A 24,854-nucleotide genomic window follows, 5' to 3' on the forward strand; every position below is an offset into this window, starting at 1 on the left:
CAAGGCCAAGGGCAACCCGCTGGAAAACATCGCTGATGCTGCCAAGGGCGCTGATCCTGCGGTGAAGTTCAACGGTTACATCGACGGCTACAACAAGCTGATCGAAGAAAACTGGGGCGTTTACAAGAATTTCGAACGTTACAAAGAACTGCACATCCCGTCGGCAAATATTTCCGAGACCATCAGTTTTCCGGAGAACATCTCTACGCTCGAACAGGCGCTGACCAAGATCAAGGAAGCCCGCGCCTTGGGTGGCAACAGCACCACCGCCGCAGCTGACGCGGCCGCCGACAAGGTGATCGCTTCGGCCGAAGCCCTACTGGCGCAGTGGAAGGAACTGGCCCCCTATTATTCGTCGCGCGCCTACCGTGACGACAGTCTGGCCAAGGGCAAGGCCGCCCATGACAGCCTGATGGCGAACTACACGGCCACCCTCGCCGCGATCGACGAGCTTGACGCCGCCATCGCCCAATTCCAGCGGGACGTCGCACAAAAGCGCATCGCCGATTACCGCAAGTCTGGCCACAACACCGAAGCCGACGTCGTTGAAGCTATGCACCTGGCCGATCTGTTCACTACGGCGGTGATTGATGAAAAGACTGCCGATGCCGATGCCCAGCTGCCGAAATTCCAGGCCGCTGTGACCAAGCTTCGCCAGACCGAAGCCGCAATGGCCGCAGATGCTGCCAACAAGGCGCGCATCGGCAGGCTGGTTGATAAGCTAGAGCAGTTGATCGGCAACTGGCGCGACTACAAGCAGAGCGGCAGTGACTTCAACCGTGAGCGGGTGGTCGCCTACTACAACTACGCGATCCGCGAGATGAACGACATCGAACTGCCGGACTGATAAAGCTCCGCTTCATCAAACCCCCGATGCCGCTCGCATCGGGGGTTTTTTGATGGGCTACTGGCATCATCGGCAAACAGGCCTAAAAGAGGTGGTCGCTTGTTGGAGGGGTCCTATGCGACGGGTAACCCTTGCGGCCGTGCTGGCCGCCCTGATGTCGAGTCCTGCCATGTCCGATACGCCGATCACCAATCACGCCCCTTGGGATCAGGATTTCCTGCCGCCCGCGCCGCAGTGGAACGGTGCCTCGCGCGCCCTGCTGCGTCCGGCCAGCGATCCGTGGGCCTCGGGCTTTGAACAGGACGCCGAGCTGAACTTCAGCCCGAACTACGTCGACACCCGCGCATGGTTCGACCGTCTGGACGCCGCCTCCGACCTGATCCGCATCGAGAGCTTCGGCACCTCGCCGGAAGGCCGCGATATCTACGCCGTCATCGCCTCCAAGGACGGCGCGCCGTTCGATCCGGCCAAGCCCACCGTCCTCATTCAGGCGGGCATCCACCCCGGCGAGATCGACGGCAAGGACGCGGGCATGATGCTGCTGCGCGACATCGCCTTCTACGGCAAGGACCACCTGCTGGACGGTGCCAACCTGATCCTGGTCCCGATCCTCAGCGTGGACGGCCACGAGCGCGCCTCGGCCTATTCGCGCCCGAACCAGCGCGGCCCGCGCATTCAGGGCTGGCGCAACACCGGCACCAACCAGAACCTGAACCGTGACTATCTCAAGCTGGACCAGCCCGAGATGCGCGCCGCCCGCGGCCTGATCCTCAAATACAACCCCGACATCTACGTCGACGTCCACGTCACCGACGGCATGGACTATCAGTACGATGTCACCTTCGGCTTCACCGGCGAGGACGACACCTTCACCCGCTCGCCCGCCATTGCGAAATGGCTGAACGACAGCTTCAAGCCGCCGCTTTACAAGGCGCTGGAAGACAACGGCCACATCCCCGGCGAGCTGGTCTTCGGCATCGACGACGATGACCCCCGCGCAGGTCTGAACGATGGCGGTCTGGGCGAGCGTTTCTCCAACGGCTGGGGCGACGCCGCCCACATCCCGACCATCCTGATCGAGAACCACAGCCTGAAGCCGCACGACCAGCGCGTGCTGGGCACCTATGTGTTCATCGAGGAAACCCTGAAGGTCATGGCCGAAAAGGTCGCCGAGGTGCGCGCCGCCATCGCCGCCGACCGCGCCCTGCGCCCCGAGGTCGTGCCCGCCAATTTCGTACAGGTCGAAGAGCCGACCGAATATGTCCCGTTCAAGGGCATCAAATACGAGATGTATGAAAGCGCCGCCTCGGGCCGCAAGGAAATCCGCTGGCTGGGCGAGCCCGATCCGGAACTGTGGTCGATGCCGTGGTACGGCTCGCGCCCGACGCTGCAACTGAAGCGCCCGAAAGCCTACTGGGTGCCTGCCTATCGCACCGACATCATCGAGCGCCTACAAGCCTCGGGTGTCGAGATGACCCGCGTGGATGAAACGACCGCCGTCGATGTCACCATGCTGCGCGTCCAGAACCCGCGCCTAACCACCCATCCGAACGAAGGCCACGTCGAGGTCGCCATCGACAGCGTCACCGAGGAAGCCACCCGCTGGACCTTCGCACCCGGTTCGGTCCGCGTCTCTACCGACCAGCCGCTGGGCGATCTGGTCATGCTGGCGCTCGAGCCCCAGTCCCGCGAAAGCTATTTCGCATGGGGCATGTTCCTCGAGGTCCTCAGTCGCGTTGAATATATCGAACCCTATGCCATCGCGCCTCTGGCCGACCGCATGCTGGCTGCCGATCCGGCCCTGAAGGCCGCGTTCGAGGCCAAGCTGGCCGCCGAGCCGGACTTTGCCGCCGATGCGCACGCACGACTGGCGTGGTTCTATGAACGCACGCCCTTCTACGACCAGCGCTACCTGCTCTACCCCGTGGCCCGCGAGAACTGATGATCGGATCGACCATTCAGGCTGCGGCCCTTTGGGGCGGAATACTGATCCTGCTGCTGTTTGTCCTGTCGGGCATGGCAGCGGGACGGCGCCGCCAACTGCGTATCCCCTATGGCGACGGCGGACAGAGCGATCTGTCCGTCGCCGTCCGCGCCTTCGGCAATGCGACCGAATATATTCCGGCGGGCCTGTGCGGCCTGATCCTTCTGGCCTTCCTCGACACCCCGCCCGCCCTGATCCATCTGGTCGGTGCCCTGATGTTCGCAGGCCGCGTCATCCACGCGCTGGCCGTCCTCTACCTGCCGGGCCTGTCCCTCGCCCGCGCCGCCGGCATGACCCTGACATGGCTCTCCATGCTCATCGCCGGCATCAGCCTGATCGCGTGGTCGGTGCTCTGACAACCCACGCTCCTCACCGCTAACCCTCTTGCACTGTTGCGGAGAACGGGCGTGTCGGCCATATCCGGTGCATGTCCGCATCGACGCCCTCCGCCTCGCCCGATCCTTCCATGCTGCATGATCTGGTCACCGCCGCCCTCAAGGCCGGTGCCGACGCAGCCGAAGCCGCCACCGCCCGCCGCGCCTCTCTGGCCGTCGGCGTCCGCAATGGCGCGCTGGAAGATGTCGAGCGCGAGGAATCCACCGACTTGGGTCTGCGCGTTTTCGTGGGCAAGCGTCAGGCGACGGTGTCGTCCTCCGACCTGTCCGAGCCGACCCGTGGCCGCCTTGTCGAGCGGGCCATCGCCATGGCCCGTCTGGCCCCCGAAGACCCCTATGCTTCGCTGGCTCCGGAAGAGCTTCTGGCACGCGGCCCGCATCCCGAACTGGACCTGTTCGACGCCAGCGAACGCTCCGCCGAACAGCTTGAAGCCGCCGCCGTCGCCGCCGAACAGGCCGCCATGGCCGTTGAAGGCGTATCGCGTTCCGAAGGCGGCGATTCCTCGTGGTCTTCGACCGAATGGCACCTCGTCACCTCGCACGGCTTTGTCGGCCAGTATCGCGGCAGCATGTTCTCGCTGGGTGCGGGCGTGATCGCTGAAAAGGACGGCGCGATGGAACGCGGCGGTGAAAGCCGATCCCTGCGCCACTTCGCCGACCTGCCCTCCGCCGAAGAGATCGGCCAAAAGGCGGGCGAGCGCGCCGTCGCCCGCGTCGGGGCCCGAAAGATCGCCTCGACCACCGCCCCCGTCATTTTCGAGAACCGCATCGCCACCCAGGTCCTGTCGCCCCTGCTGGGTGCCATTGCCGGTACCGCCATCGCCCGTGGCTCGTCCTTCCTGAAGGACAAGCTGGGCGAGATGGTCCTGCCGTCGGGCGTCGATCTGGTGGATGACCCACACATCGTGCGCGGCCTCGGCTCCACCCCGTTCGATGACGAAGGCGTGCGCGTTGAAAAGCGCAATCTGGTCGAGGATGGCCGCCTGACGACGTGGCTGCTGAACACGGCATCGGCGGCGCAACTGGGCCTGACGTCTACAGGTCACGCCTCGCGCGGTCTGGTCGGCCCGTCGGGCGTGTCGGCCCACAACGTCCACCTGACGCCGGGCGAAGGCTCGCTGGACGACCTGATGGCATCGGCAGGCACCGGCTTGCTGATCACCTCCATGTTCGGCCCGTCCCTGAACGGCAACACGGGCGACTGGTCCGCCGGGGTTTCGGGCTTCTGGTTCGAGAACGGCCAGCGCGCCTATCCGGTCAGCGAAGTGACCGTGGCGGGCAATCTGGTCGATCTCTACGCCCGCCTGCAGCGCGCGGGCGACATCGAATGGCGCAGCGCCTTCAACAGCCCGTCGCTGCTGTTCGACAAGGTGGCGATTGCCGGTAAATGACGTCTCTTGACCAAGACCTTGCCCTGATCCGTCAGGCCGCCTTCGACGCAGGCCAGATGGCGCTCGACTACCGCGATGGAGGGCTGAAGGTCTGGTCCAAGGAAAACGCTTCGCCGGTCACCGACGCCGATCTGGCGGTCGATAGTTTCCTGAAAGAACGCCTGCTTTCGGCAAGACCGGACTATGGCTGGCTGTCGGAGGAAACCGCCGACAGCACCGACCGCCTGTCCAAGAAGCGCATCTTCGTGGTCGATCCCATCGACGGCACCTCGGCCTTCATGCGTAACAAGCCGTGGTGGTGCACCCCCATCGCCGTGGTCGAGGACGGCGAACCCGTCGCCGCCGCCATCTATGCCCCCGCTCTGGGCGAGATGTTCGAGGCAACGCTGGGCGGCGGGGCCCGCCTTCAAGGCCGCCCCATCACCGCCTCCGACACCCGCGAGCTGGAAGAGGCCGAGCTTTTGGCCGACGCCCGTCTGATGGAAGCACGCGAGTGGGACGAGCCATGGCCCCACATGAACTTTTCCAAGCGCAACGCCCGGGCCTATCGGATGGCCTTGGTGGCGGCGGGGGCCTTCGATGCCGCCATCGCCATCAGCCCAAAGTGGGACTGGGATGTTTGCGCAGGATCGCTTATCGCACAGGAGGCTGGCGCGGTCGTCAGTGACCATAAAGGACAGAAATGGCGATTTAATCGCCACGATCCGCGACAAACGAGCATGATTTGCGCTGCACCGGCATTGCACCCGTTGATAATCCGGCGGACTGCGCCTATCCCGCTCACCTTCTGACCCCTCACCTGTGCAATGGGCCCCACTCCATGGCTGACAAGCTCGAACCTCAACTGCTTCACCTCGTCATCGGTGGCGAAATGCGTCACCCGTCGGAGCCGACCTTCCGCGATCTGAAGGAAGTCGAATTCGTCGGCGCTTTCGGCTCGTACGAAGAAGCCAAGGCCGCCTGGAAAGCTCGCGCCCAGGCTACCGTCGACAACGCCCACATGCGTTTCTTCATCCTGCACGCGCACAAGCTGATCGACCCGCGCGGCGACGCATAAGCGTTCACAACTCGATTGTGATTCCTTCAAGGGCGGCCGGAACTAGGGTTTCGGCCGCCCTTGGCGTATCATGGCCCTCCGCGCGGAGAGACCGTCATGAACGTCATGTCTGAATCGACCCAAACCATCCTCAGCATCGTGTCGATGGTCGCGATATTGCTGCTGTGGGTGGTCATCCTGCTCAACAAGCGCCGCAACGATGACTGGATCACCCGTCGCCTGATTGAACGGCAGGAAGAGATCGAGCGGCAGGCGGGCATGAACAACGCCCCGCCCGAAAAGCCCGAGCGCGAACCGACCGGCCCGTGGGGCTGATCCCTATTCCCGACGCAGGCAGCGTTCGAAAAACAGGTGGCCCCACCATTTGGCGCGATAGTCGCGCGTGATCCGGCACGGATCATAGTCAGGGCCTGACATCCATTCGATCAGACCAACGCCCTTTGGCTCGTACCGGTCGGCATAGGTTTCCAGCACCTCGTCCAGAACCCCCGTCTTGCCCTCGCGGTTGTGCAGGGTACGACGACCCAATTCCGACTTGGCCTTGGCCATCGGCTCGCCCTTGGCCAGATGGCGATACAGCGCCGCCATCAGCCCCGCACGGTCGGCCCCCGACTTGCAGTGGATCAACACCGGATATTCGATAGTCCGGAACAGATGCTCTGCATTGCGCACCCGTTCCACATCCGGCGCCTCGCGCGAATCCAGCGGCGCATTGATCATCACCAGTCCCAACCGCTGACACGCCTCGCGCTCCAGCCAGTAAAACGGCTCATCCCGCGCCCCGCGCAGATTGATGACGGTGCGGATGCCCTGACGTTTCCACCACGCCAGCTGGCGCGGCGAGGGCTGGTTGCTGCGAACGAAATGCTCATCCAGCCAATGGGCATTGGTGAAACTCAGACGGATAAAGCCGTGATCGCCCCAGAAATATGACCAGTGTGCCTTGAAACGGGCAAAGGACGAAGACAGATCAGGGCCAGACATAAGCGTCAGAATACCTGTGGAAACGATTTGATCCATCTGTTTGAGACGGCTTCGTTTCTGCCAAGACGCTTGACTTGAAGGCCCAGCCGTTCGACCGAGATAATATGACAAGTCCCGCCCCTGCATCCGAGCCGGATACCCCGCTCGTACAGCTTTTGAAGCGTCTGTGGCGCGACTACCTGTCCCAGCACAAGGTGGCCTTCTTCGCGTCCCTGCTGCTCGCTGTGCTGTCGGGTGCCCTGACGGCGGGGCTGCTGCGCTTTCTGGAGCCGTCCATCGACCTGCTGTTCAAGCCGCACACGGGTCCGGTCCGCTTCCTCGGCCTGTTCGACGTCCAGCCGCAATGGCTGATCGCCCTGATTCCGGCTGTCATCATCGCCCTGTCGATCATGCGTTCTTTGGCCATGGCCGGTCAGGCCGCCGTGGTGAACCGCCTTGGTCACGGCATCGTCGGTGATATCCAGAAGCAGCTGTTCTCGCGCATGATCAATGCCGACCTGTCGCGGCTGCGCAACCAGCATTCGGGCACCTTCGTCTCGTCGGTCCTGTTCGACGCCAACCTCGTGCGCGAAGCCTTCACCAACGGCATCGTCAACTATACCCAGAACGTGCTGATCATCGTCGGCGTCATGGTGGCCATGGGCTTTATCGACCTGCCCCTGACCCTGATCGTCCTGCTGGGCGTCCCCGCCGTCAGCCTTGTCATGCGCAAATTCGGCAAGAAGTCGCGCAAGGCCGCCAAGGGCGCCATGGTCGAGACCGAGGTCCTGTCCTCGGCCCTGATGGAAAACCTCGACGGCGTGCGCGTCATCAAGATCGAAAACCGCGAGAAAGCCGAAGAGGCCAACATCGCCGACGTCATCGACCGCCGCCAGCGCCACGTTATCAAGGGGGCCGACAGCCGCGCCTTTGCGGGTCCCGCCTCCGACATCATCGCCTATTCCATCGTCGCCGCCGTTATCGGCTATGCCGGCTGGAGCGCCAGCAAGGGCCAGATGTCGGTCGGTGGCTTTGCCGCCTTTATCGGCATGCTGATGCTGGCGGGCCAGTCCCTGCGTCAGCTTTCCAACCTGACCACCGTCATGTCCGAAGGCATGACCGCGGCGCGCCGCCTGTTCCAAGCCCTCGATATCCAGCCGGAAATCCGCGAACAGTCCAATCCGGCCACCCTCGCCCCCGGTCCGGTCGAGATCGTTTTCGAGGACGTCTCCTTTGCCTATCGCACCGCCACGGGCGATGTGCCGACCCTTCGCGGCGTGAACCTTCAGGTTTCGCCGGGCGAGACCATCGCCCTTGTCGGCCCGTCAGGTGGTGGCAAGTCCACCATCCTCAGCCTGCTGCCGCGGTTCTATGACGTCACGGGCGGGCGCATCACGGCCAATGGCGTCGACCTGCGCGATCTCAGCCTGTCGTCCCTGCGCGACCATATCGCTCTGGTGACGCAGGAACCCTTCCTGTTCGACGACACCATCGCCGCCAACATCGCCTATGGCCGCGAGAACGCCACCGAAGAACAGATCATCGAGGCTGCCCGCGCCGCCGCCGCGCATGATTTCATCAGCGCCCTGCCCAATGGCTACCAGACCCGCGTGGGCGAGGCCGGTGCCCGCCTATCCGGTGGCCAGCGCCAGCGTATCGCCATCGCCCGTGCCTTCCTGAAGAACGCGCCCATCCTGCTGCTGGACGAAGCGACCAGCGCGCTGGACACCGAAAGCGAAGCCCTCGTCCAACAGGCGCTGGATCGCCTGATGGAAGGCCGCGCCACCCTTATGATCGCCCACCGCCTGTCTACCGTTCGCAACGCCGACCGCATCTATGTGGTCGAGGCAGGCCGGATCATAGAACAGGGCCAGCACAATGAACTGGTGGCAGCGGGCGGTCTCTATGCCCGCCTCGCCCGCCAGCAGTCGCTGGACGCGCCGATCGGCGTCACCTTCTCCCAACTCCCTGACGAAACCGGCGCATGAGACCCCTGCGTAACCCCCTGATCCAACGCACCGCCGCCTTTCTGCTCTCGGAGTGGTTCCGCTTTTGCTACGCCACCATCCGATGGGAGCACGAGAACAGCCACCTTGCCGAAGAGATTTGGGACAAGGGCGGCGGTGTTCTGATCGCCTTCTGGCACTCTCGCCTCGGCCTTGCGGTCGCCTCATGGCCGCAGGACCGCGCCCAGCCCGCACGGGGCATGGTGTCGCTGTCGGCGGATGGCGAGTTCATTGCCAAGGCCATGGCCCGTCTAGGCATCCCCGCCGTGCGCGGTTCCTCGTCCAACAAGGACAAGAAGGAAGCGGCCAAGGGCGGGACACAGGCGCTGCGCGACGGTCTGAAATATCTGAAGTCGGGCGGCGGGCTGGCGCTGACCCCCGATGGCCCGCGCGGTCCGGCCCGCTCCATGGCAGAGGGCCTTCCGGTACTGGCCCGCATGTCGGGCGCGCCGGTCCTGATGCTGGGCCTGTCCTGCAAGCCTGCAATCCGTCTGAACAGTTGGGACCGCGCCCTGCTGCCCCTGCCGTTCAGCAAGGGCGCTATCGTCTGGGACCGTGTCGACTTCCCCGAAGGCGGCGATGTCCATGAGGTGGCCGCGCAATGGCGCGAACGCCTGACCGCTGTCGAGGCCCGCGCCGACGAGATCACCGGACTGGAGCGCATCTGAATGAGCTTCAGTCCCGCCCTGCTGGCCTATCGTCTGGGCACACGTCTGCTGGAGCCGCTGGCCCCGCGCCTGCTGGACAGCCGCGTCAAGAAAGGCAAGGAAAGCCCGACCCGCGTTGACGAGCGCCTTGGCTTGCCCGGCCTGTCGCGCCCGAACGGCCCCTTGATCTGGATCCATGGTGTCAGCGTCGGCGAGGCCCTGTCCATCCTGCCTCTGGCCGAACGTATCCGCAAAGATCGTCCCGACGTGACGGTTCTGGTCACCACCGGAACCCTGACCTCGGCCGAGGTCATCGCCCCGCGCCTGCCGCAGGGCGTGATCCACCAGTTCGCGCCGGTTGATGGCCCCAATGCTGTGGCCTGCTTCCTTGATCACTGGCGGCCCGATCTGGGCATCTTCGTCGAGAGCGAGCTGTGGCCGAACCTGATCATGGCCTCACGCCAGCGGAACATTCCGCTGGCGCTCGTCAGCGCCCGCATCACCACCCATACGCTTGAGGGCTGGCAAAAGGCCCCCGCCATGGCGCGGACCCTGATGTCGGCCTTTGCCCACGTCTGGCCTCAGGACGAGGAAGGGGCCGAACGTCTGGCCTCCATGGGCGCGCGCGTGGACGGGCGGGTGAACCTGAAGCTGTCGGGCGAGCCCCTGCCCTATGACAAGGCCGAGTTCTCGCGCCTGTCGGGCTTGATCGGTGATCGTCCGGTCGTCGTCATCGCCTCCACCCATGAAAACGAGGAGCGCGCCCTCGCCAAGGCGCTCAAGGGCCTCGCGCCTCGTCTGTTGCTGATTGTCGTGCCCCGTCACCCCGAACGTGCGACCGGCATCATCGACGAGCTGGAACAGGACAGCTGGAAGCTGACCCGCCGCAGCATGGGCGGTGACATCGAAAACGGTATCGACATCTATCTGGCCGATACGCTGGGCGAGCTGGGCCTGTTCATGCGTCTGGCCGATGTCGTGGTGCTGGGCGGCTCGTTCGCTCCGGCGCTTGGCGGTGGCAGCGTGGGCGGTCACAATCCGCTGGAGCCCGCCCGCCTCGGCAAGCCGACCTTCTGCGGCCCCGACGCCGCCAACTGGCAGCAGGTCAACCGTATGCTCAAGCACTCGGGTGGTCTGGTCAGCGTCCTGTCACCGGACGAGCTGCGCGATCTGATTGCGCCGCTGCTGGCCGATCCGGAAGCGGCCCGTGCCATGGGAGAGCGCGCCCGACGCGCCGCCAATGAAGCCTCTGCCGGTCTCGACCGCCTGTGGCAGGCCCTGCAAACCCATCTGCCGCCCGCCCCCAAGCCCGAGCGGAGACGCCCGAGATGAAGCTGAACACGCCGCGCTGGTGGTATTCGCGCAACCGCAACCACGCCCCCATCACCCGTATGGCCCTGAAACCGCTGTCATGGGTCTGGGCAGGCGTGACAGCGCGCAAGATCGCCCGCACCCAAGGCTATGAAGCCGATATTCCGGTCATCTCTGTCGGCAATCTGACGGTGGGCGGCTCGGGCAAGACCCCTATCGCCCGCGAAATCCTGCGGCTGCTGCGCGAGGAAGGCTATAGCCCCGCGGCTCTGTCGCGTGGCTATGGCGGCAAGCTGGAAGGTCCGGTCGTCGTCGATGCTTCCGTCCACTCGGCCGAGGACGTGGGCGACGAGCCGCTTATGCTGGCCCGCGACGGCCTTGCCCTGATCAGCCGCGACCGCGTCGAGGGAGCCAAGGCCGCCAAGGCCGCAGGGGCCAGCCATATCGTGCTGGATGATGGCCATCAGAATCCCTCCCTGATCAAAACCGTCAGCCTCATCATCGTCGATGGCGAGACCCGTAACGGGGAATGGCCCTTTGGCGACGGCTCGGTCTTTCCATCTGGCCCGATGCGTGAACCCTTGGCCAAGGGGCTGGCCCGCGCCGATGCGGTCATCATCCTTTTGCCGACCGATATGGAACAGGCCGACCCCGAACTGGTCGAGGTGTTCGGCGACCTGCCCGTCTTCACCGCCCGTCTCATGCCCGACCAGCCCCCGCCCCCAGGCCCTCAGGTCGGCTTTGCAGGCATTGCCAAGCCATGGAAGGTCGAGCGTTCGCTGGTGGCTGCGGGTTGTGACCTTCGTGATTTCATACCCTTAGCCGATCACGCCAAGCTGACACCGGCCCAGTACGACTTCATCCGTTCGCGTGCCGAGGTCTTCAACGCCGGCCTGGTCACGACCGAAAAGGACTGGGTCCGCCTCTCGCCGGAACAGCGCGCAAGTATTCAAGCTTGGCCGGTAAATGCCCGCTTCGATCACCCTCGCGCCTTTACCGATTGGCTCGCTGTCATGAATGTGATCGGGCAAACTTAAATTTACAATTTACCGTATCCGTTAGGCACTAATACGCTCTCATTTCGCTATATTGGGATACCCCCAAGCCATTCTGAGAGTTGACCTCATGAAAATCGCAGTGCTCGACGATGATCCGGTCCAACTGCAGACGATTTCTCAAATCATTGAGAAGGCAGGCTTTCGTCCGACGACCTTCTCGCGCGGCCATGCCCTGATCTCGGCCCTTCGTCGCGACACCTTCGATCTTCTCATTGTGGATTGGAATGTCCCCGACCGTTCAGGAATCGAGGTCGTGGGCTGGGTTCGCAGCAATCTGACGCCGCCCCCGCCCACCCTGCTGATCACCAGCCGAGTCGAGGATGCCGACATCGTCGCTGCCCTCAACGCGGGTGCTGACGACTATTTGGCCAAACCCATCTCCCCGACGGTTCTGGAAGCCCGCGTGCGCGCCCTGCTGCGCCGCGCCTATGAGCACCTCGGCGCTCCGGCAGAACGTGAAGTCATCGACGACTTCGTGTTCAACGCCAGCACCACCACCGTCGTGCGCAACGGCGAGTCCATCGCCATGACGCCCAAGGAGTTCGCGCTCGCCCGCCTCCTGTTCCGCAACCTGCATCGCGCCCTGTCTCGCACCTATCTGCTGGAAACGATCTGGGGCAACGAGCCGCACCTGAACAGCCGCTCGCTCGACATGCACATCTCGCGCGTCCGCTCCAAACTCAATCTACGCCCGCAGGCCGGCTATCGCCTGACGCCCGTCTATAGCTACGGCTATCGTCTCGAGCGCGCCAACACCGACGACACTGCGGCAGAGGGCACCGATGCGGCAGGCAACACCTTGCCGCCGGAAGAAGTCCACTGAAGGTGACTTAAGTGACCCAGAAGAATTCACGTCTCGCATTCACCGGCCTGACCGCCGCTCTCGGCCTGTCTGTCGGGCTGGCTCTGGTTGCTGACAGCGCCGGTGCCCAGTCGCGCCCCCGCGCCCTGCCGAACGTCAGCCAGCGACTGGCCGAGCCGCCGCTGGTGTACCGCGTGAACGAAGGCGACACCCTCATCGACGTCGCCCGCAAATATCTGCGTCACCCGCTCGATTACCGTTACCTGCAGCGTGACAACAATATCGCCAACCCCCGCGCCATCCCGATTGGCCGGATGATCAATATCGATACGGCCCTTCTGCGCACACGCGCCGATCCGGCCCGCCTCGACAGCTATCGCGGCGATGTTCAGGTGATCCGCAACGGGCAATCGGTTCCGCTGTCGGTTGGAATGGAGCTGCGCGAGAACGATTCCATCGCGACCGGCGGCAACTCCTTTGTGCGCATCACCTTCTCGGATGACAGCCGCTCGGTCATGCCGTCCAACAGCCGCCTGCGCCTGGAGCGCCTGCGCCGCTTCGTCATCAACAACCAGCCGGACCACCGCCTGGTCGTCGAGAACGGCCGCGTCGAAAACCGCGTCACCCCGCGTCAAAGCCCCGGTGCCTTCCGTGTCACCACGCCGACTGCCATTTCGGCCGTTCGCGGCACGGACTTCCGCGTGGCCTATGACGCCGCCTCGCGCATCAGCGCCACCTCAGTGCTTGAAGGGGCGGTGGCCGTGGCCCCCGATGCCGGTCGCGATGCCGATGCCGCCCTCGTGCGCGACGGTAGCGGTGTTAGCACCGCCGAGGGCCAGACCAGTCTGACCGCCAGCGCCCTACTTCCGGCACCGGCCTTGGTCAGCGAAGATTCCCTACAAACGGCTCAAACCCTGTCCTTCCGCACGACGACGCAAGGCAATGCCTCCATCGTGCGCGGCTGGATCGGACAGGACGCCGGTTTGACCGATCCGGTTGCCGAGCTTGAGGCTCCGGCTTCGGACGGCGTGCTGAGGCTCACGGACCTTCCCGAGGGACGCTGGTATCTGCGGCTGTCGGCGGTGGATACCAATCTGATCGAAGGTCGCACCCGCACCTATGATTTCATTCGTGCGCTCAACACCATCGAGGGTCTGGAAAGCAGCAGCGAACTGAAGGGCCGCGAGCGTATCTTCCGCTTCGGCTGGTCCGCTGCGGGCGAAGGCAATGCCCAGTTCCGCTTCCAGCTGTTCGCGACGGATGAGAACGGAACGCCTGTGGGCGAGCCGATGGTCGACACCCCGGGCCTGACGGAAAGCTTCTTCACCCTCAGCAACCTTCCCGCCGGCAACTATAGCTGGCGTGTGGAAAGCGCGCGTTATCGGTTCGGTCACCGTCTGTCGGCATGGTCAAAGCCTGAACTTCTGACCATCAGCCGCTAACAGGGCGAGGCTTTGAAGCCACCGACGACTGCCATATCGCGCGACTTCGCGGACAAGCGCCTTTCCCGAAAGGTGCTGGCCGAGTGGATGCTGACCTCCCTGGTCAGCATCGTGCTCGTCGTCTGGTTGGCTGTCGGTCAGACCGCCGAACGTGGCAACGACGTCTTTTACGACCGCGTGCAACAGCTCAACGCCGGCCCTGCCCATCCCGACATTGTCGTCGTCGGCATCGATGACCGCAGCCTGCGCGAGCTGGGCGCATGGCCGTGGCCCCGCGCGCGCCATGCCGAACTGATCGACCAACTGGCGCTGATGAATGTCCAGTTGATCGCCTACGACATGCTGTTCATCGAGCCGACACCGGACGACCAGATTCTGGCCGATGCCATCAGTCGGGCGGGCAATGTCTATCTGCCCGCCTCCGTCGACCAGCCGGGTCTGGATGGTGAGCCGTCCTCGGTCACCCTGCCGCCCGAGCCCCTAGCCCAAAGCGCCGCAGGGATCGGCCACCCTGTCCTGACACCCGACAAGGACGGCACGGTCCGCCAGCTTCCCCTGTGGGTCTACGCGGGCCGACAGGAACTGCCGCATCTGGGCCTGATCGCCCTGTCGGAACGTCCCAACGCCCCCACGGTCCGAAGTGAAGGCGTACCGGCTAGCAGGATCGATACCGGCATCTATCCGATGGGCCAGCGCCTGATCCGCTTTCCGTCCGGTCACTCGCCCTACACCACCGTATCCTTCGTCGATGTCCTGCGCGGAGAGGTCCATCCCGACTTCCTACGCAACAAGATGGTCGTGGTCGGGGCCACAGCCCAAGGGATGGGCGACCGTTACGCCATCCCGTCGACGCCGGATGGCTCGCTCACCCCCGGTGTGAACATTGTCGCGGCCCTCATGCAGGATGTTCTGGCCGGACCGCCCGTGCACGAAATGGGACCTGCCCTACGCGGTGCCGTATCGATCATTCCCCTGATGATCCTGCTGGTTGGCTTCCTGCTTCTGACGCCATCGGCCAATACTGTATTGGGCCTTTTTCTGATTTTCGGTTCGCTGATCACCTCGGCGCTGCTGCTGCGCGCTGGTATCTGGTGGCCACCGGCTGCGGCCTGTATCGGCGTCATCTTCGCCTGGCCGTTGTGGAGTTGGCGTCGTCTGGCTGCCGCCTACCGCTATATGCGTGGCGAACTGTCCGACCTTCGGGCCGACGCCGCCACCCACACCCTGTCCGCCCTCGCCAGCGACAGCGACTGGCGCTCAGGCGATCAGGTGTCCCGTCAGGTGATGGCCCTCAGCTCGGCCCTCAAACAGTTCCGCAACTTCAACCGCTACATCACCCAGTCGGTCAGCAGCCTGCCCGATGCCGCGCTGGTGGCGGATTCCAGCGGTCAGGTCCTGATCGCCAACCGCCGCGCCGAGGCCCTGTTCCAGAACCGCCCTCTGGTTGGTGCATCGCTGGATGATCTGATGGTGTCACTGGGGGCCCGCGATTGGCGCAAGCTGATCGACGCCCCCGAAGGGCAGGAAAACGAAGTCCTTCTGCCCGATCAAAGAACGCTGGAGATCGCGGTCGCCGGTCTGATCGACAGCAACCAGCAGTCGGCGGGCCTGATCGTCCGTATTGCTGATGTCACCCGTCTGCATGCCGCCGAGCGCGAGCGCCAGATGACGCTGCAACTGCTCGGCCATGACATGCGTGCCCCGCAGGTCTCCATCCTAACCCTACTGTCGGGCAGCGAACGCCCTGCCAATGCGGACGAGCAGATCCGCCGCAACGCCCGCCAGACCCTCAGCCTCGCCGAGGGCTATGTCCAGCTATCGCGGGCCGAGAACCAGACTCTGGACTTCATGGTGGTCAATCTGGCCGATCTGGTGACCGAGGCCGCTGATACCCTGTGGCCCCAGTCTGCGGCCAAGGGCATCGAACTGATCACCCCTGTCGACGATACCGAATATCTGATCGAGGCCGATGCGGCGCTGATGCGGCGGGTAATCATCAATCTGATCGACAATGCCATCCGCCACACCCCGACCGGCGGGCTTGTGGCATGCCGCCTCAGCATCCATCAAGACCAGATCCTGCTGATCATCTGCGATCAGGGCGAAGGCATTGCCGAAGACATCAAGGCCCGCCTGTTCCAGCCCTTTGCCGGCGGCAATGTATCGGGTGCCGGTCTGGGGCTGGCCTTCGTGCACAAGGTGATCCAGCGCCACGGCGGTTCGATCACCATCACCCCGCCGCAGGGCATAGAAGAACCGACTTCTGGGACGTCCTTCTATATCACCCTGCCCATGGTTGCGGACGAGCCGGAAGTGGACTGATCAGTCCTCGCTGGGGGCGATATGGCCCTCAACGAGAGCCTTGGCCCCCGTATCCGCCAACATGCGAAGCAATGCATCCGGCGTCTGTTCTTCGTCCGCACGCGCCGAGACGATTACGACGCGCGGCTGGGCCTCATCGACCTTGAAGGCCGAAATCGACAGGACGTGCAGCCATTCGCCACGACGGGCACCCCGGATGCGGGGCGTCTCCAGCCATTCGCCGTCACGGGCCAGATTGTCGGTAGCCGTACCGATATCCACCGAGCGCACAGCCAGCGTCGCGGTCAGATGCCAGCCGTCGCCTTCCTGAATGCCATGATGGCGCTTGAGCGACTCCATGACCGCATCCGCCGCCTTGCCACCCGTTTCTGACACCACAGAGACGCTATCCAAGCGTGACGGTGTCGTCGGCGCTGTGTCCACCCTGAGCTCATAGCCCGCCGCACAGGAAGCCAGCGCAAGAGCTGACGAGGCGATGGCAAGCTTAACAGCAAAGGAGCGAGCGAAACGGGCGCGGGAATGCATCATGAAATCAGTATTTTTCCTTGTCGCCTTAGTGATCCAGGCTCGACAGTATGCGAAGCATAATTGTCACCAAACATAAAATCACGCAAATGCGATCTGCTCTGCGTGCGGCCTGCATCTTGTGGCGCGTCTTACTTGCCCATTCAGCGCAGCAATATCAAGCAGCAACCATGGGTTATATTTGAACAACCATATATCAACCCAGGGTATCTATGGTTAAGTTCAAACTCTCACCCCATTTCATAGGGTAAGATAGCCGAGAAGAAGGCGGGGTAGCGCGGCAACGGGTTCCTCCCCGCCTCATCTCGGTATCAAGGGATGGACGAATGCACTTATCCAGACGCGGTCTGATCATCGGTGGTTCCGCCGTTTTGGCTGGGTGTGCCACAGGTTCAGGGCCCGTCACACCACCGCCCGCGCCACGCTCGCCGCTGGCCACGCGTCCCTACTCCGCACCGTCTTATGCCGCAGCGACGCGCACCGCAGTTCCCGTTGCCGAGATCGATCCCTACAAACTGGTCCGTCCCGAACTGCTGGCGCGGGCAAGGGCGGCCATGGAGACGCACGGCCACCGCATCACCCAACGCGACCGGATGTATGTTGTCGATTTCCAGAAATTCTCCGGCACTGAACGCCTGTTCGAGATCGACCTGATGGGCGGCTGGGTCACCGCCTATCGCACCAGCCACGGTCGCGGTTCCGATCCGGCCCACACCGGCTATGCCGAACGCTTTTCCAACCAGCCCGACAGCCACATGTCATCGATCGGCAGCTATGTGACGGCAGGGCCGTCATGGGGCCCGCAACAGGGACCCAACGTCCTGCTGGACGGTCTGGAATATTCCAATAACCTCGCCCGCGAACGCGCCATCATCGTCCATGGCGCGGACTATGCCGATCCGGCCTTCCTGGCGCGCGAAGGCAAGCTTGGCCGCTCCTACGGCTGTTTCTCGTGCAGCCACGCCGACCTCGTCGCCTTGCGCGAGCGTATGGGCGATGGCCGTCTGCTTTTCGCGATGAACTAAAGAAAAAGGGGAAGGCCGAAACCTTCCCCTTCAATCTTATGCGCGGCCCAGTGCACGCCAGCCGATGTCGCTGCGATAGAAGCCGCCCGGCCAGTCGATTTTGGCGATGGCCTCATAGGCACGCTCGCGGGCCTCGGCCACGTCCTTGCCATAGGCGCAGACGTTCAGCACGCGACCGCCCGCCGCCACCAACTGGCCGTCATCGCGGCGCTTGGTGCCAGCGTGGAAAACCTGAACGTTCGGGCCGAAGTCCTGCTCGGCACCACGAATGATCGAACCTTCCAGCGGGCTGTCCGGATAGCCCTTGGCCGCCATCACCACGGTGATAACGACACCCGGCTTGAACTGCGGAGCCGGAGCCAGCGACAGATCGCCCTTGGCACAGGCCAGCAGCAGCGGAACGATGTCGCCGTCAAAGCGCATCATCAGCACCTGACATTCCGGATCACCGAAACGGGCGTTGAACTCGACGACCTTCGGGCCTTCGCTGGTCGCCATCAGACCGGCATAGAGGACGCCCTTATAGGGGGTGCCTTCATCGGCCATGCGCTGGATGGTCGGCTGGACGATGCGGTCATTGGCGTCGCGGACGAACTCGGGCGTAAAGACCGGCGCGGGCGAATAGGCCCCCATGCCGCCCGTGTTGGGACCGGCATCGCCGTCAAAGGCACGCTTGTGGTCCTGTGCACCGCCGAACAGCACGGCACGCTTGCCATCGGACAGGGCGAACAGGCTGCCCTCCTCGCCGTCCATGAACTCTTCGATCACCACGCGCGAGCCGGCGCTGCCGAAACGGCCGCCCAGCATGCGCTCGATCTCGACCTCGGCATCCTTGCGGTCGGGGCTGATGGCGACGCCCTTGCCCGCGGCCAGACCATCGGCCTTGATGACATAGGGGGCGCTATAGTTGGCCAGCGCCGCCTTGGCTTCCTCGACATCCTCATAAACGCCATAGCCAGCGGTCGGGATGTTGTGACGGGCCAGAAACGCCTTGGAAAAGGCCTTGGAGGTTTCCAGCTGCGCCGCCTTGGCCGACGGGCCAAAGCACGGAATTCCCAGACGCTCCAGCTGGTCTGCCAGACCTTCGGCCAGCGCGGCCTCCGGCCCCACGACCACCAGATCGGCCGAGATTTCCTGCGCCAGTGCCACCAGCGCGTTGACATCGGTCGCCTTTACATCGCCGCGCAGCTCGCCCAGCTGCGCCATGCCGGGGTTACCGGGCGCAATGACGAGCCGCGAAGCGCGCGGCGACTGGGCGATTTTCCAGGCCAGGGCGTGCTCGCGCCCTCCCGAACCGACGAGCAAGATATTCATAACGCCGCAATGATGGACCGATTGAGTCAGGTCAAGATTAACGTGCAGGAATATACTGCGGCAAAGCGGCCAGATCTTCCGCGCTTAGCTCGGTCACAAGGTTCTTGTGGCGACCCGCCTCATCGACCTTGACCTGACCGATGGGCAGCAGGACTTCCAGATTATCGGCATGGTCCAGCTCGACAACCAAATGGGTCACATTGCCCGCGGAGTCGGTCACCAGATGCTCGATATCGCCAAGGTCACGACCATCCAGCGCGACCAGATCGGCGTGTTCCAGCTGCCTGCGGGTCAGGCCCAGCGCAGTCGCCGCCTCGGTTTCGGCCACCTTGGCCTCGCTGCGCTTCACCTTTTCGGGAGGCAGGTCCGGTGCAGGCGAGCGCACCACGTCATCGGTCCGGCTATCACAGGCGACCAGCATCAAGCCCGCCGCCGCAATCGTCACAAAACCACCCAGCCTCATCGTCCTGCTCCTTCAAGGAAACGGCCCAGCTTCACAAAACAACGGAACCACAAACTGACCGTTCCCGACAGTTCGCGGAAAGGCTAGTGTCGTTCCTATGGATTCCGACGATTACGCCTTCGAAGGCGCGGCCCCCGAAGCCGCCCCCGTACGCGACAACAACCCGCCCCTGTCGATCTCGGAGCTGAGCTTCGCGCTCAAGCGCACGCTTGAGGACCGCTTTGGCCACGTCCGTATCCGGGGCGAGATTTCCAAGGTCACGCGCCACTCGTCGGGGCACTGCTATCTGACGCTGAAAGACGACAAGGCCGCCATCGACGGCGTGATCTGGAAGGGCGTTGTCCGTACGCTCGGTGCCCAGCCCGAAACGGGGCTTGAGGTTATCGTCACCGGCAAGATCACCTCCTATCCGGCTCGGTCGTCCTATCAGATCGTGATCGAAAGCATGGAGCCTGCGGGGGCCGGTGCGCTTCTGGCGCAGTTGGAACGCATCAAGGCCCGTCTGCGCGAAGAGGGGCTGTTCGAGCCGTCGCGCAAAAAGCCCCTGCCCGCCTTCCCCGCCACCATCGGCGTCATCACCAGCCCGACCGGCGCGGTCATCCGCGACATCCTGCACCGTATCAGCGACCGCTGGCCCTGCCGCGTCATCGTCTGGCCGGTCATCGTTCAGGGCGATGCCGCCGCCAAACAGGTGTCCAACGCCATCCGCGGCTTTGACGCCATGACGCCCGATGGCCCCATCCCGCGCCCCGACCTGCTGATCGTCGCGCGCGGCGGTGGCTCGGTCGAGGACCTGTGGGGCTTCAACGACGAACAGCTGGCCCGCACTGTGGCCGACGCTACCATTCCGATCATCTCGGCGGTCGGCCACGAGACCGACACCACCCTGATCGACTTCGTGTCCGACCGACGCGCGCCGACACCGACGGGGGCCGCCGAAATCGCCACGCCGGTTCTGGCCGAACTGCAGTGGGGCCTGTCGGATCTGGAGACCCGCCTTCGCCGCTCGGGCGCACGCCTGCTGGATGACCGCCGCACGCGCCTGATGGCCGTGGCGCGCGGCCTGCCCAGCCGCCCCGAAGACCTTCTGGCCCTGCCGCAACAGCGGCTTGATCTGGCGTCCAGCCGTCTGGGCTCGGCACTGCACCGCAACGCCAGTGTGCATGAGCAGCGCCTGACCCGCGTTTCGGCCCGCCTGTCTCCGGCCATCCTGCACCGCCCGATCGAACGCCGCAGCGACCGCCTGTCGGCGCTGGACACCCGCTTCCGGCCTGCCGTCGAGCGCCGTCTGCAACGCGACGGCGAACGTCTGGCCGCCCTGTCGCGGGCACTGAACAACCTCGACCCGTCGCGTCCGAAACCCGGCTTTGCCCGCGTCGAGGATGCCTCGGGCCAGTGGATCACCTCGGCGCACAAACTGTCCGAGGGCCAACAGGTCGCTCTGGTGTTCGGCGACGGCAGCCGCCCCGCCGTCATCGGCGAAGGGGGCAACACCGATACACCGCCTCCTGCACCTCAGGCCGCGCCCAAACCTGCGTCCAGACCCGCGCCCAAGCCCAAGACCCCGCCCGCCGACCAAGGAAGCCTGTTTTAGGGGCAGCCTGTTCTAGAGGCAGCCTGCTTTAAGGGCGGGCCTCCAGAGGCCGTGCGCGATCCAGTATCGACTTGATGCGATCGGTATCCACGGCCTCGATCACCACCTCGTGCCCGTCGACGACCGAGCGCACCGTCTCGGCCCTGAACAGCGAGTTAATGATTGCCTCCTCGGTCGCCTCGGCCACCGCCACGAACAGCGGCGACATGCGGTCATTTGGCCACTCCTCATAGGCGGCCTGCCCCTCGAGCCTCGCTGCCGTGCGGCGCACGCCCTCATGCGTCGAAAAGGCGATGGCATAGTCGCCCGAGCCGTTGGAATAGGCCGCGCCCGTCCGTGCCAGTCCGGCAAAGGCCCGCTCGGCCAGCCGTTCCAGATTGCGGTCCGACAGCGGGGCATCGGTCGCCACCACGATCATGATTGAGCCGTCCGGCTTTTCGGCCTCAACCGCATCCTTCAGATAATAGCGGCCGATCTCCTGCCCCACAGGCACGCCGTCGATGGTCAGCACCCCGCCATAGTTGGACTGCACCAGAACCCCCACGGTGAAGCCGCCGAGGCTTTGCGGCAGACGGCGCGATGAAGTGCCGATCCCGCCCTTGAAGCCAAAGGCTATGGTGCCTGTCCCTGCGCCCACCACGCCCTCGGCGACCGGACCGCTGGCGGCATTCTCGATAGCCTCGATCACATGTTCAGGCCGCACATGCAGGCCGCGAATGTCGTTCAGACCGCCGTCGTTGGTCTCCCCTACCACCGCATTGACCGAGCGGATGTCCTCATGCCCCGGCTGGGCCAGCGTCCAGCGCACCACGCCCTCCATGGCCGCACCGACCGACAGGGTATTGGTCAGGACAATGGGGCTTTCGATCTCGCCCAGTTCACGGATCTGCGTCGCCCCTGCCAGCTTGCCATAGCCATTGGCGACCTTGAGCCCCGCCGGAACCTTGTCCCTGAACAGGTCGCCACCGTGCGGCAGGATGGCGGTCACACCGGTGCGGACACTGTCGCCATGATTGAGCGTCACCTGCCCCACGCGCACGCCGTCTACATCGGTGATGGCATTTAGCGGGCCGGTCGGCAGCACCCCCGGTGCGCGGCCCCAATCACGGATAGAGGGCCCCCTGTCCTGAGCCGCCACGCCCGTCGCCGTGGCCAAAGATGCCACGGCCATTAATGTTGCCAGCTTCACAGTCCCCTCCACACAAGACACTCTGGATACAGTGCCGCTGATTCGGCGCGCGAACTATCACCTCAAGCCCCCACTGCCCCTCATGAGCCAAACCTCGCAGATCACCATCGCCACCCTTCACTATGGTGATGGCGAGTTCGCCGTTCTTAAAGCTGGCTCTCATGTACGGTGCGCGGTTTCGGGTGTGCCCATTCCCTTGCCTGCCTTGCGCTACTGGTCGGTAGAGCGGCAGGAGGCCTATGCCAGCCCCGTCGAGGTGCTGAAGGCCCAGTGCCCAGACAAGGCGGCCTAATGACGACGCCGCTCGGCACACTTCATATCCTGTTGGTGGATGACAACGCCAATATGCGCGCCATCACCACCGCCATGCTGCGGTCGTTGGGGGTAGGGCGCATCAGCGAGGCCGATGACGGCAGCCGCGCCGCGCAGATTCTTCACGAAAGCCAGATCGACATCGCCATCGTCGATTTCAAAATGCTGCCGGTCGACGGGATCGCCTTCACCCGTCTGGTTCGGGACGAGGCCAACAGCCCCAATCCCTATCTGCCGATCATCATGATGACCGGCCATTCCGACCAGTCGCGCGTGGTCGAGGCCCGCGACGCCGGCGTGAACGAGTTTGTCGCCAAGCCGGTGCAGATCAACGCCCTGATCAAGCGGATCGAGGCCATCATCCTGAAGCCTCGACCCTTTGTCCGTTCGGAAACCTTCTTCGGGCCGGACCGTCGCCGCACCGTGGTGCTGGAATATGCGGGCCCGTTCCGTCGCTCGACGGACCCGCGCGCAGCCTAGGCCGCCTTCAGCGCATCATAGACCTTCTGCGGCCAGCGTTTGTGGACCCAGAACCAGTCTTCCGGTTCTTCGCGGACACGGTCCTCGACAAAGCGGTTCACCGCCTGAATACCGGCAAGGGTATCAGCCTGTTTGTCGCCGGTATTGGGCACTTCGATCGGTTCATGCACGGTCACGCGGAACCGCGCCCCTTTCAGACGCACAACCGACAGCGGTACCATGACCGTTCCGAACTTGGCCGCCAGACGCGCCGCACCGGGCGAGGCGTTCACAGGCTGGCCAAAGAACTCGACCTCGGGGCCTTCGTTATATTTCTGGTCCACCAGCAGGGCGATGGAATCCCCGCGCTTCATGCCGGACACCAGCTCGCGCGTGCCGTCACCCTTGGGCGCGAACAGGCGAATGCCATAGCGCGCGCGGGCGTCACGGATTTGCTGATCGACATAGGGGTTGTTGGCCGCGCGATAGGTCACCTGACACGGCACGCCCGCATACATGATGACCGAAGCCATGACCTCGAAATTGGCGATATGGCCCGAGATGAAGACGACGGGCTTGCCGCTGTCGCGCACGGTATGAAGGCGCTCCAGGCCGACCACCTCGACCCGACCGCTTTCCGGCGTCAGGCGATCCATGACCGCCAGCTCGGCAAAGGTGCGGCCCGTCCGGTCCCACTGCTCGCGCGCCACGGCCTCGCGCCACGCATCCGATTGCTCCGGGAAGGCAATCTTCAGATTGCGCATCACCGTCTTCTGGGTCCCCGTCAGCGGCCCCAGCGTCCGCAGAACCGCCCCGCCAAAGGCCGAGGCGGCGTCTACGCCTACCAAACGCAATGCCCCGAACAGGCCTGAAAACGCCAGCGACTGCAGCCGCCACGTCAGGTCCTGTCCGAAGGACACCTTACTCTTGTTCTCACCAGGCAATCGTCAGTCCGCCGTCAACCACAAGCGTCTGTCCTGTGACATAGGACGACGCGGGGCTGCACAAATAGACTGCCGTGCCCGCGATTTCATCAGGCAATCCGATCCTTTTCATCGGAGCCGGTTCAGTGACGGTTTTCAGGATCTCGGGGGTTTCCCACAGATAGCGGGCGAAATCCGTTTTCACGAGACCCGGCGCGATGCAGTTCACGCGCACATTGCTGGGGCCATATTCGACGGCCAGATTGCGGACCAGCTGCATGTCGGCGGCCTTGGAGATGTTATAGGCACCGATCACCGCATTACCGCGCAGGCCGCCAATCGACGAGATCACCAGAATGGCCCCGTCGTTCCGCTCCAGCATTTCCGGCGCGACCATCTGGATCAGCCAGTGGTTGGACACGACGTTGTTCTGCAGGATCTTGCTGAACTGGTCGTCAGAAATACCTGCCATCGGCCCCGCATAGGGGTTGGTCGCCGCATTGCAGACCAGAATGTCGATCTTGCCCCACGTCGCGCGGGTGTCATCCACCAGCCGCTGCAGGTCGTCTTTCGAGGCAATGTTGGCCGGAATCGCGATGGCGCGGCCCTCGCCGTACTTCTGATTGATTGCCACAGCCACTTCCTCGCACGGCTCGGCCTTGCGCGAAGAGATCACCACCTTGGCCCCGTGTTCGGCCAGTCGTTCGGCAATCGCCTTGCCGATACCCTTGGACGAACCGGTTATGACGGCAACCTTGCCCGACAAATCAAACAGTTCCATTCAGTCTCTCTCCCCTTGCGGCTTCGCTTTTTTGGTTGGCACAA

Annotated in this window: 25 protein-coding genes; 18 read left to right on the forward strand and 7 right to left on the reverse strand. The window is 64.1% G+C overall.

The features are described 5' to 3' along the window. The 7 genes from Q0Y42_RS06595 to Q0Y42_RS06625 all read left to right on the forward strand — a co-directional run. The coding region (locus Q0Y42_RS06595; RefSeq protein ID WP_297801509.1) for a DUF3829 domain-containing protein at nt 1-847 on the forward strand (847 nt) is incomplete at its 5' end. A 169-nt stretch (nt 848-1,016) separates the two neighbouring features. After that, entirely contained in the window at nt 1,017-2,789 is a 1,773-nt protein-coding gene (locus Q0Y42_RS06600) for a M14 family metallopeptidase (protein WP_297801627.1), read from the forward strand. Continuing rightward, the gene (locus tag Q0Y42_RS06605; protein ID WP_297801511.1) at nt 2,789-3,187 is read left to right on the forward strand and encodes an MAPEG family protein; all 399 of its coding nucleotides are present in this window, start codon (nt 2,789-2,791) and stop codon (nt 3,185-3,187) included. Before Q0Y42_RS06600 ends, Q0Y42_RS06605 begins: the two co-directional genes overlap by 1 nt. Before the next feature lie 71 nt (nt 3,188-3,258). Then, nucleotides 3,259-4,617, forward strand: coding sequence for a metallopeptidase TldD-related protein (locus Q0Y42_RS06610; protein WP_297801514.1), 1,359 nt, complete (start codon nt 3,259-3,261; stop codon nt 4,615-4,617). Next, on the forward strand, nt 4,614-5,408 hold the full coding sequence (locus tag Q0Y42_RS06615) for a 3'(2'),5'-bisphosphate nucleotidase CysQ (protein ID WP_297801516.1): 795 nt from the start codon (nt 4,614-4,616) through the stop codon (nt 5,406-5,408). Before Q0Y42_RS06610 ends, Q0Y42_RS06615 begins: the two co-directional genes overlap by 4 nt. Nucleotides 5,409-5,437: 29 nt before the next feature. Further along, nucleotides 5,438-5,674, forward strand: a complete 237-nt coding sequence (locus Q0Y42_RS06620) for a DUF4170 domain-containing protein (RefSeq protein WP_297801519.1) — start codon at nt 5,438-5,440, stop codon at nt 5,672-5,674. 96 nt (nt 5,675-5,770) lie between these two features. Further along, on the forward strand, nt 5,771-5,989 hold the full coding sequence (locus tag Q0Y42_RS06625) for a hypothetical protein (RefSeq protein ID WP_297801521.1): 219 nt from the start codon (nt 5,771-5,773) through the stop codon (nt 5,987-5,989). Nucleotides 5,990-5,992: 3 nt separating this feature from the next. Here the strand turns inward: Q0Y42_RS06625 and Q0Y42_RS06630 are convergent, their stop codons facing one another. Then, on the reverse strand, nt 5,993-6,658 hold the full coding sequence (locus Q0Y42_RS06630) for a sulfur transferase domain-containing protein (protein ID WP_297801523.1): 666 nt from the start codon (nt 6,656-6,658) through the stop codon (nt 5,993-5,995). Nucleotides 6,659-6,762: 104 nt separating this feature from the next. On the opposite strand from Q0Y42_RS06630, the gene Q0Y42_RS06635 reads away from it, so the two are divergent. From Q0Y42_RS06635 to Q0Y42_RS06665, 7 genes are all read left to right on the forward strand, one after another. Next, on the forward strand, nt 6,763-8,625 hold the full coding sequence (locus Q0Y42_RS06635; protein WP_297801525.1) for an ABC transporter ATP-binding protein: 1,863 nt from the start codon (nt 6,763-6,765) through the stop codon (nt 8,623-8,625). After that, the gene (locus Q0Y42_RS06640) at nt 8,622-9,311 is read left to right on the forward strand and encodes a lysophospholipid acyltransferase family protein (RefSeq protein WP_297801527.1); all 690 of its coding nucleotides are present in this window, start codon (nt 8,622-8,624) and stop codon (nt 9,309-9,311) included. The genes Q0Y42_RS06635 and Q0Y42_RS06640 overlap by 4 nt, the downstream gene beginning before the upstream one ends. Continuing rightward, complete coding sequence (locus tag Q0Y42_RS06645) at nt 9,312-10,622, forward strand: 3-deoxy-D-manno-octulosonic acid transferase (protein WP_297801529.1); 1,311 nt, start codon at nt 9,312-9,314, stop codon at nt 10,620-10,622. It begins immediately after the preceding gene. Continuing rightward, complete coding sequence (gene lpxK, locus Q0Y42_RS06650) at nt 10,619-11,638, forward strand: tetraacyldisaccharide 4'-kinase (RefSeq protein WP_297801531.1); 1,020 nt, start codon at nt 10,619-10,621, stop codon at nt 11,636-11,638. The genes Q0Y42_RS06645 and lpxK overlap by 4 nt, the downstream gene beginning before the upstream one ends. Before the next feature lie 88 nt (nt 11,639-11,726). Further along, nucleotides 11,727-12,482, forward strand: coding sequence for a response regulator transcription factor (locus Q0Y42_RS06655; protein ID WP_297801533.1), 756 nt, complete (start codon nt 11,727-11,729; stop codon nt 12,480-12,482). A gap of 11 nt (nt 12,483-12,493) precedes the next feature. Further along, nucleotides 12,494-13,903: a FecR domain-containing protein gene (locus Q0Y42_RS06660; RefSeq protein WP_297801536.1), complete on the forward strand. Its 1,410-nt coding sequence runs from the start codon at nt 12,494-12,496 to the stop codon at nt 13,901-13,903. 12 nt (nt 13,904-13,915) lie between these two features. Continuing rightward, the gene (locus Q0Y42_RS06665; protein ID WP_297801539.1) at nt 13,916-16,225 is read left to right on the forward strand and encodes a CHASE2 and HATPase_c domain-containing protein; all 2,310 of its coding nucleotides are present in this window, start codon (nt 13,916-13,918) and stop codon (nt 16,223-16,225) included. Here the strand turns inward: Q0Y42_RS06665 and Q0Y42_RS06670 are convergent, their stop codons facing one another. Then, nucleotides 16,226-16,600: a hypothetical protein gene (locus tag Q0Y42_RS06670; protein ID WP_297801542.1), complete on the reverse strand. Its 375-nt coding sequence runs from the start codon at nt 16,598-16,600 to the stop codon at nt 16,226-16,228. Nucleotides 16,601-17,076: 476 nt separating this feature from the next. On the opposite strand from Q0Y42_RS06670, the gene Q0Y42_RS06675 reads away from it, so the two are divergent. Further along, a complete protein-coding gene (locus Q0Y42_RS06675; protein ID WP_297801545.1) occupies nt 17,077-17,775 on the forward strand; it encodes a murein L,D-transpeptidase catalytic domain-containing protein in 699 nt (232 codons plus the stop codon). A 36-nt stretch (nt 17,776-17,811) separates the two neighbouring features. On the opposite strand, the gene purD is transcribed toward Q0Y42_RS06675, so the two are convergent. Continuing rightward, nucleotides 17,812-19,089: a phosphoribosylamine--glycine ligase gene (gene purD / locus Q0Y42_RS06680; RefSeq protein WP_297801548.1), complete on the reverse strand. Its 1,278-nt coding sequence runs from the start codon at nt 19,087-19,089 to the stop codon at nt 17,812-17,814. A 37-nt stretch (nt 19,090-19,126) separates the two neighbouring features. After that, nucleotides 19,127-19,552 carry a hypothetical protein gene (locus Q0Y42_RS06685; RefSeq protein WP_297801549.1) on the reverse strand — a complete coding sequence of 142 codons (426 nt, stop codon included), beginning with the start codon at nt 19,550-19,552 and terminating at the stop codon, nt 19,127-19,129. A gap of 97 nt (nt 19,553-19,649) precedes the next feature. Between Q0Y42_RS06685 and xseA the strand changes: the two genes are divergently transcribed. Continuing rightward, the gene (gene xseA, locus Q0Y42_RS06690) at nt 19,650-21,146 is read left to right on the forward strand and encodes an exodeoxyribonuclease VII large subunit (RefSeq protein ID WP_297801553.1); all 1,497 of its coding nucleotides are present in this window, start codon (nt 19,650-19,652) and stop codon (nt 21,144-21,146) included. 28 nt (nt 21,147-21,174) lie between these two features. On the opposite strand, the gene Q0Y42_RS06695 is transcribed toward xseA, so the two are convergent. Beyond that, entirely contained in the window at nt 21,175-22,317 is a 1,143-nt protein-coding gene (locus Q0Y42_RS06695) for a P1 family peptidase (RefSeq protein WP_297801556.1), read from the reverse strand. 100 nt (nt 22,318-22,417) lie between these two features. Between Q0Y42_RS06695 and Q0Y42_RS06700 the strand changes: the two genes are divergently transcribed. Further along, a complete protein-coding gene (locus tag Q0Y42_RS06700; protein ID WP_297801559.1) occupies nt 22,418-22,627 on the forward strand; it encodes a DUF2093 domain-containing protein in 210 nt (69 codons plus the stop codon). Continuing rightward, the gene (locus tag Q0Y42_RS06705; protein ID WP_297801562.1) at nt 22,627-23,127 is read left to right on the forward strand and encodes a response regulator; all 501 of its coding nucleotides are present in this window, start codon (nt 22,627-22,629) and stop codon (nt 23,125-23,127) included. Before Q0Y42_RS06700 ends, Q0Y42_RS06705 begins: the two co-directional genes overlap by 1 nt. Here Q0Y42_RS06705 and Q0Y42_RS06710 read toward each other — a convergent pair. Together Q0Y42_RS06710 and Q0Y42_RS06715 are read right to left on the reverse strand one after the other, a co-directional pair. Next, a complete protein-coding gene (locus tag Q0Y42_RS06710; RefSeq protein WP_366108135.1) occupies nt 23,124-24,026 on the reverse strand; it encodes a lipid A biosynthesis acyltransferase in 903 nt (300 codons plus the stop codon). The two genes, Q0Y42_RS06705 and Q0Y42_RS06710, sit on opposite strands and share 4 nt — an antisense overlap. Before the next feature lie 13 nt (nt 24,027-24,039). Beyond that, on the reverse strand, nt 24,040-24,810 hold the full coding sequence (locus Q0Y42_RS06715; protein WP_297801568.1) for an SDR family oxidoreductase: 771 nt from the start codon (nt 24,808-24,810) through the stop codon (nt 24,040-24,042). Between the last annotated feature and the right edge of the window lie 44 nt (nt 24,811-24,854).

The sequence above is a fragment of the uncultured Brevundimonas sp. genome (assembly GCF_947305955.1).
In the GTDB taxonomy this organism is placed as follows: domain Bacteria; phylum Pseudomonadota; class Alphaproteobacteria; order Caulobacterales; family Caulobacteraceae; genus Brevundimonas.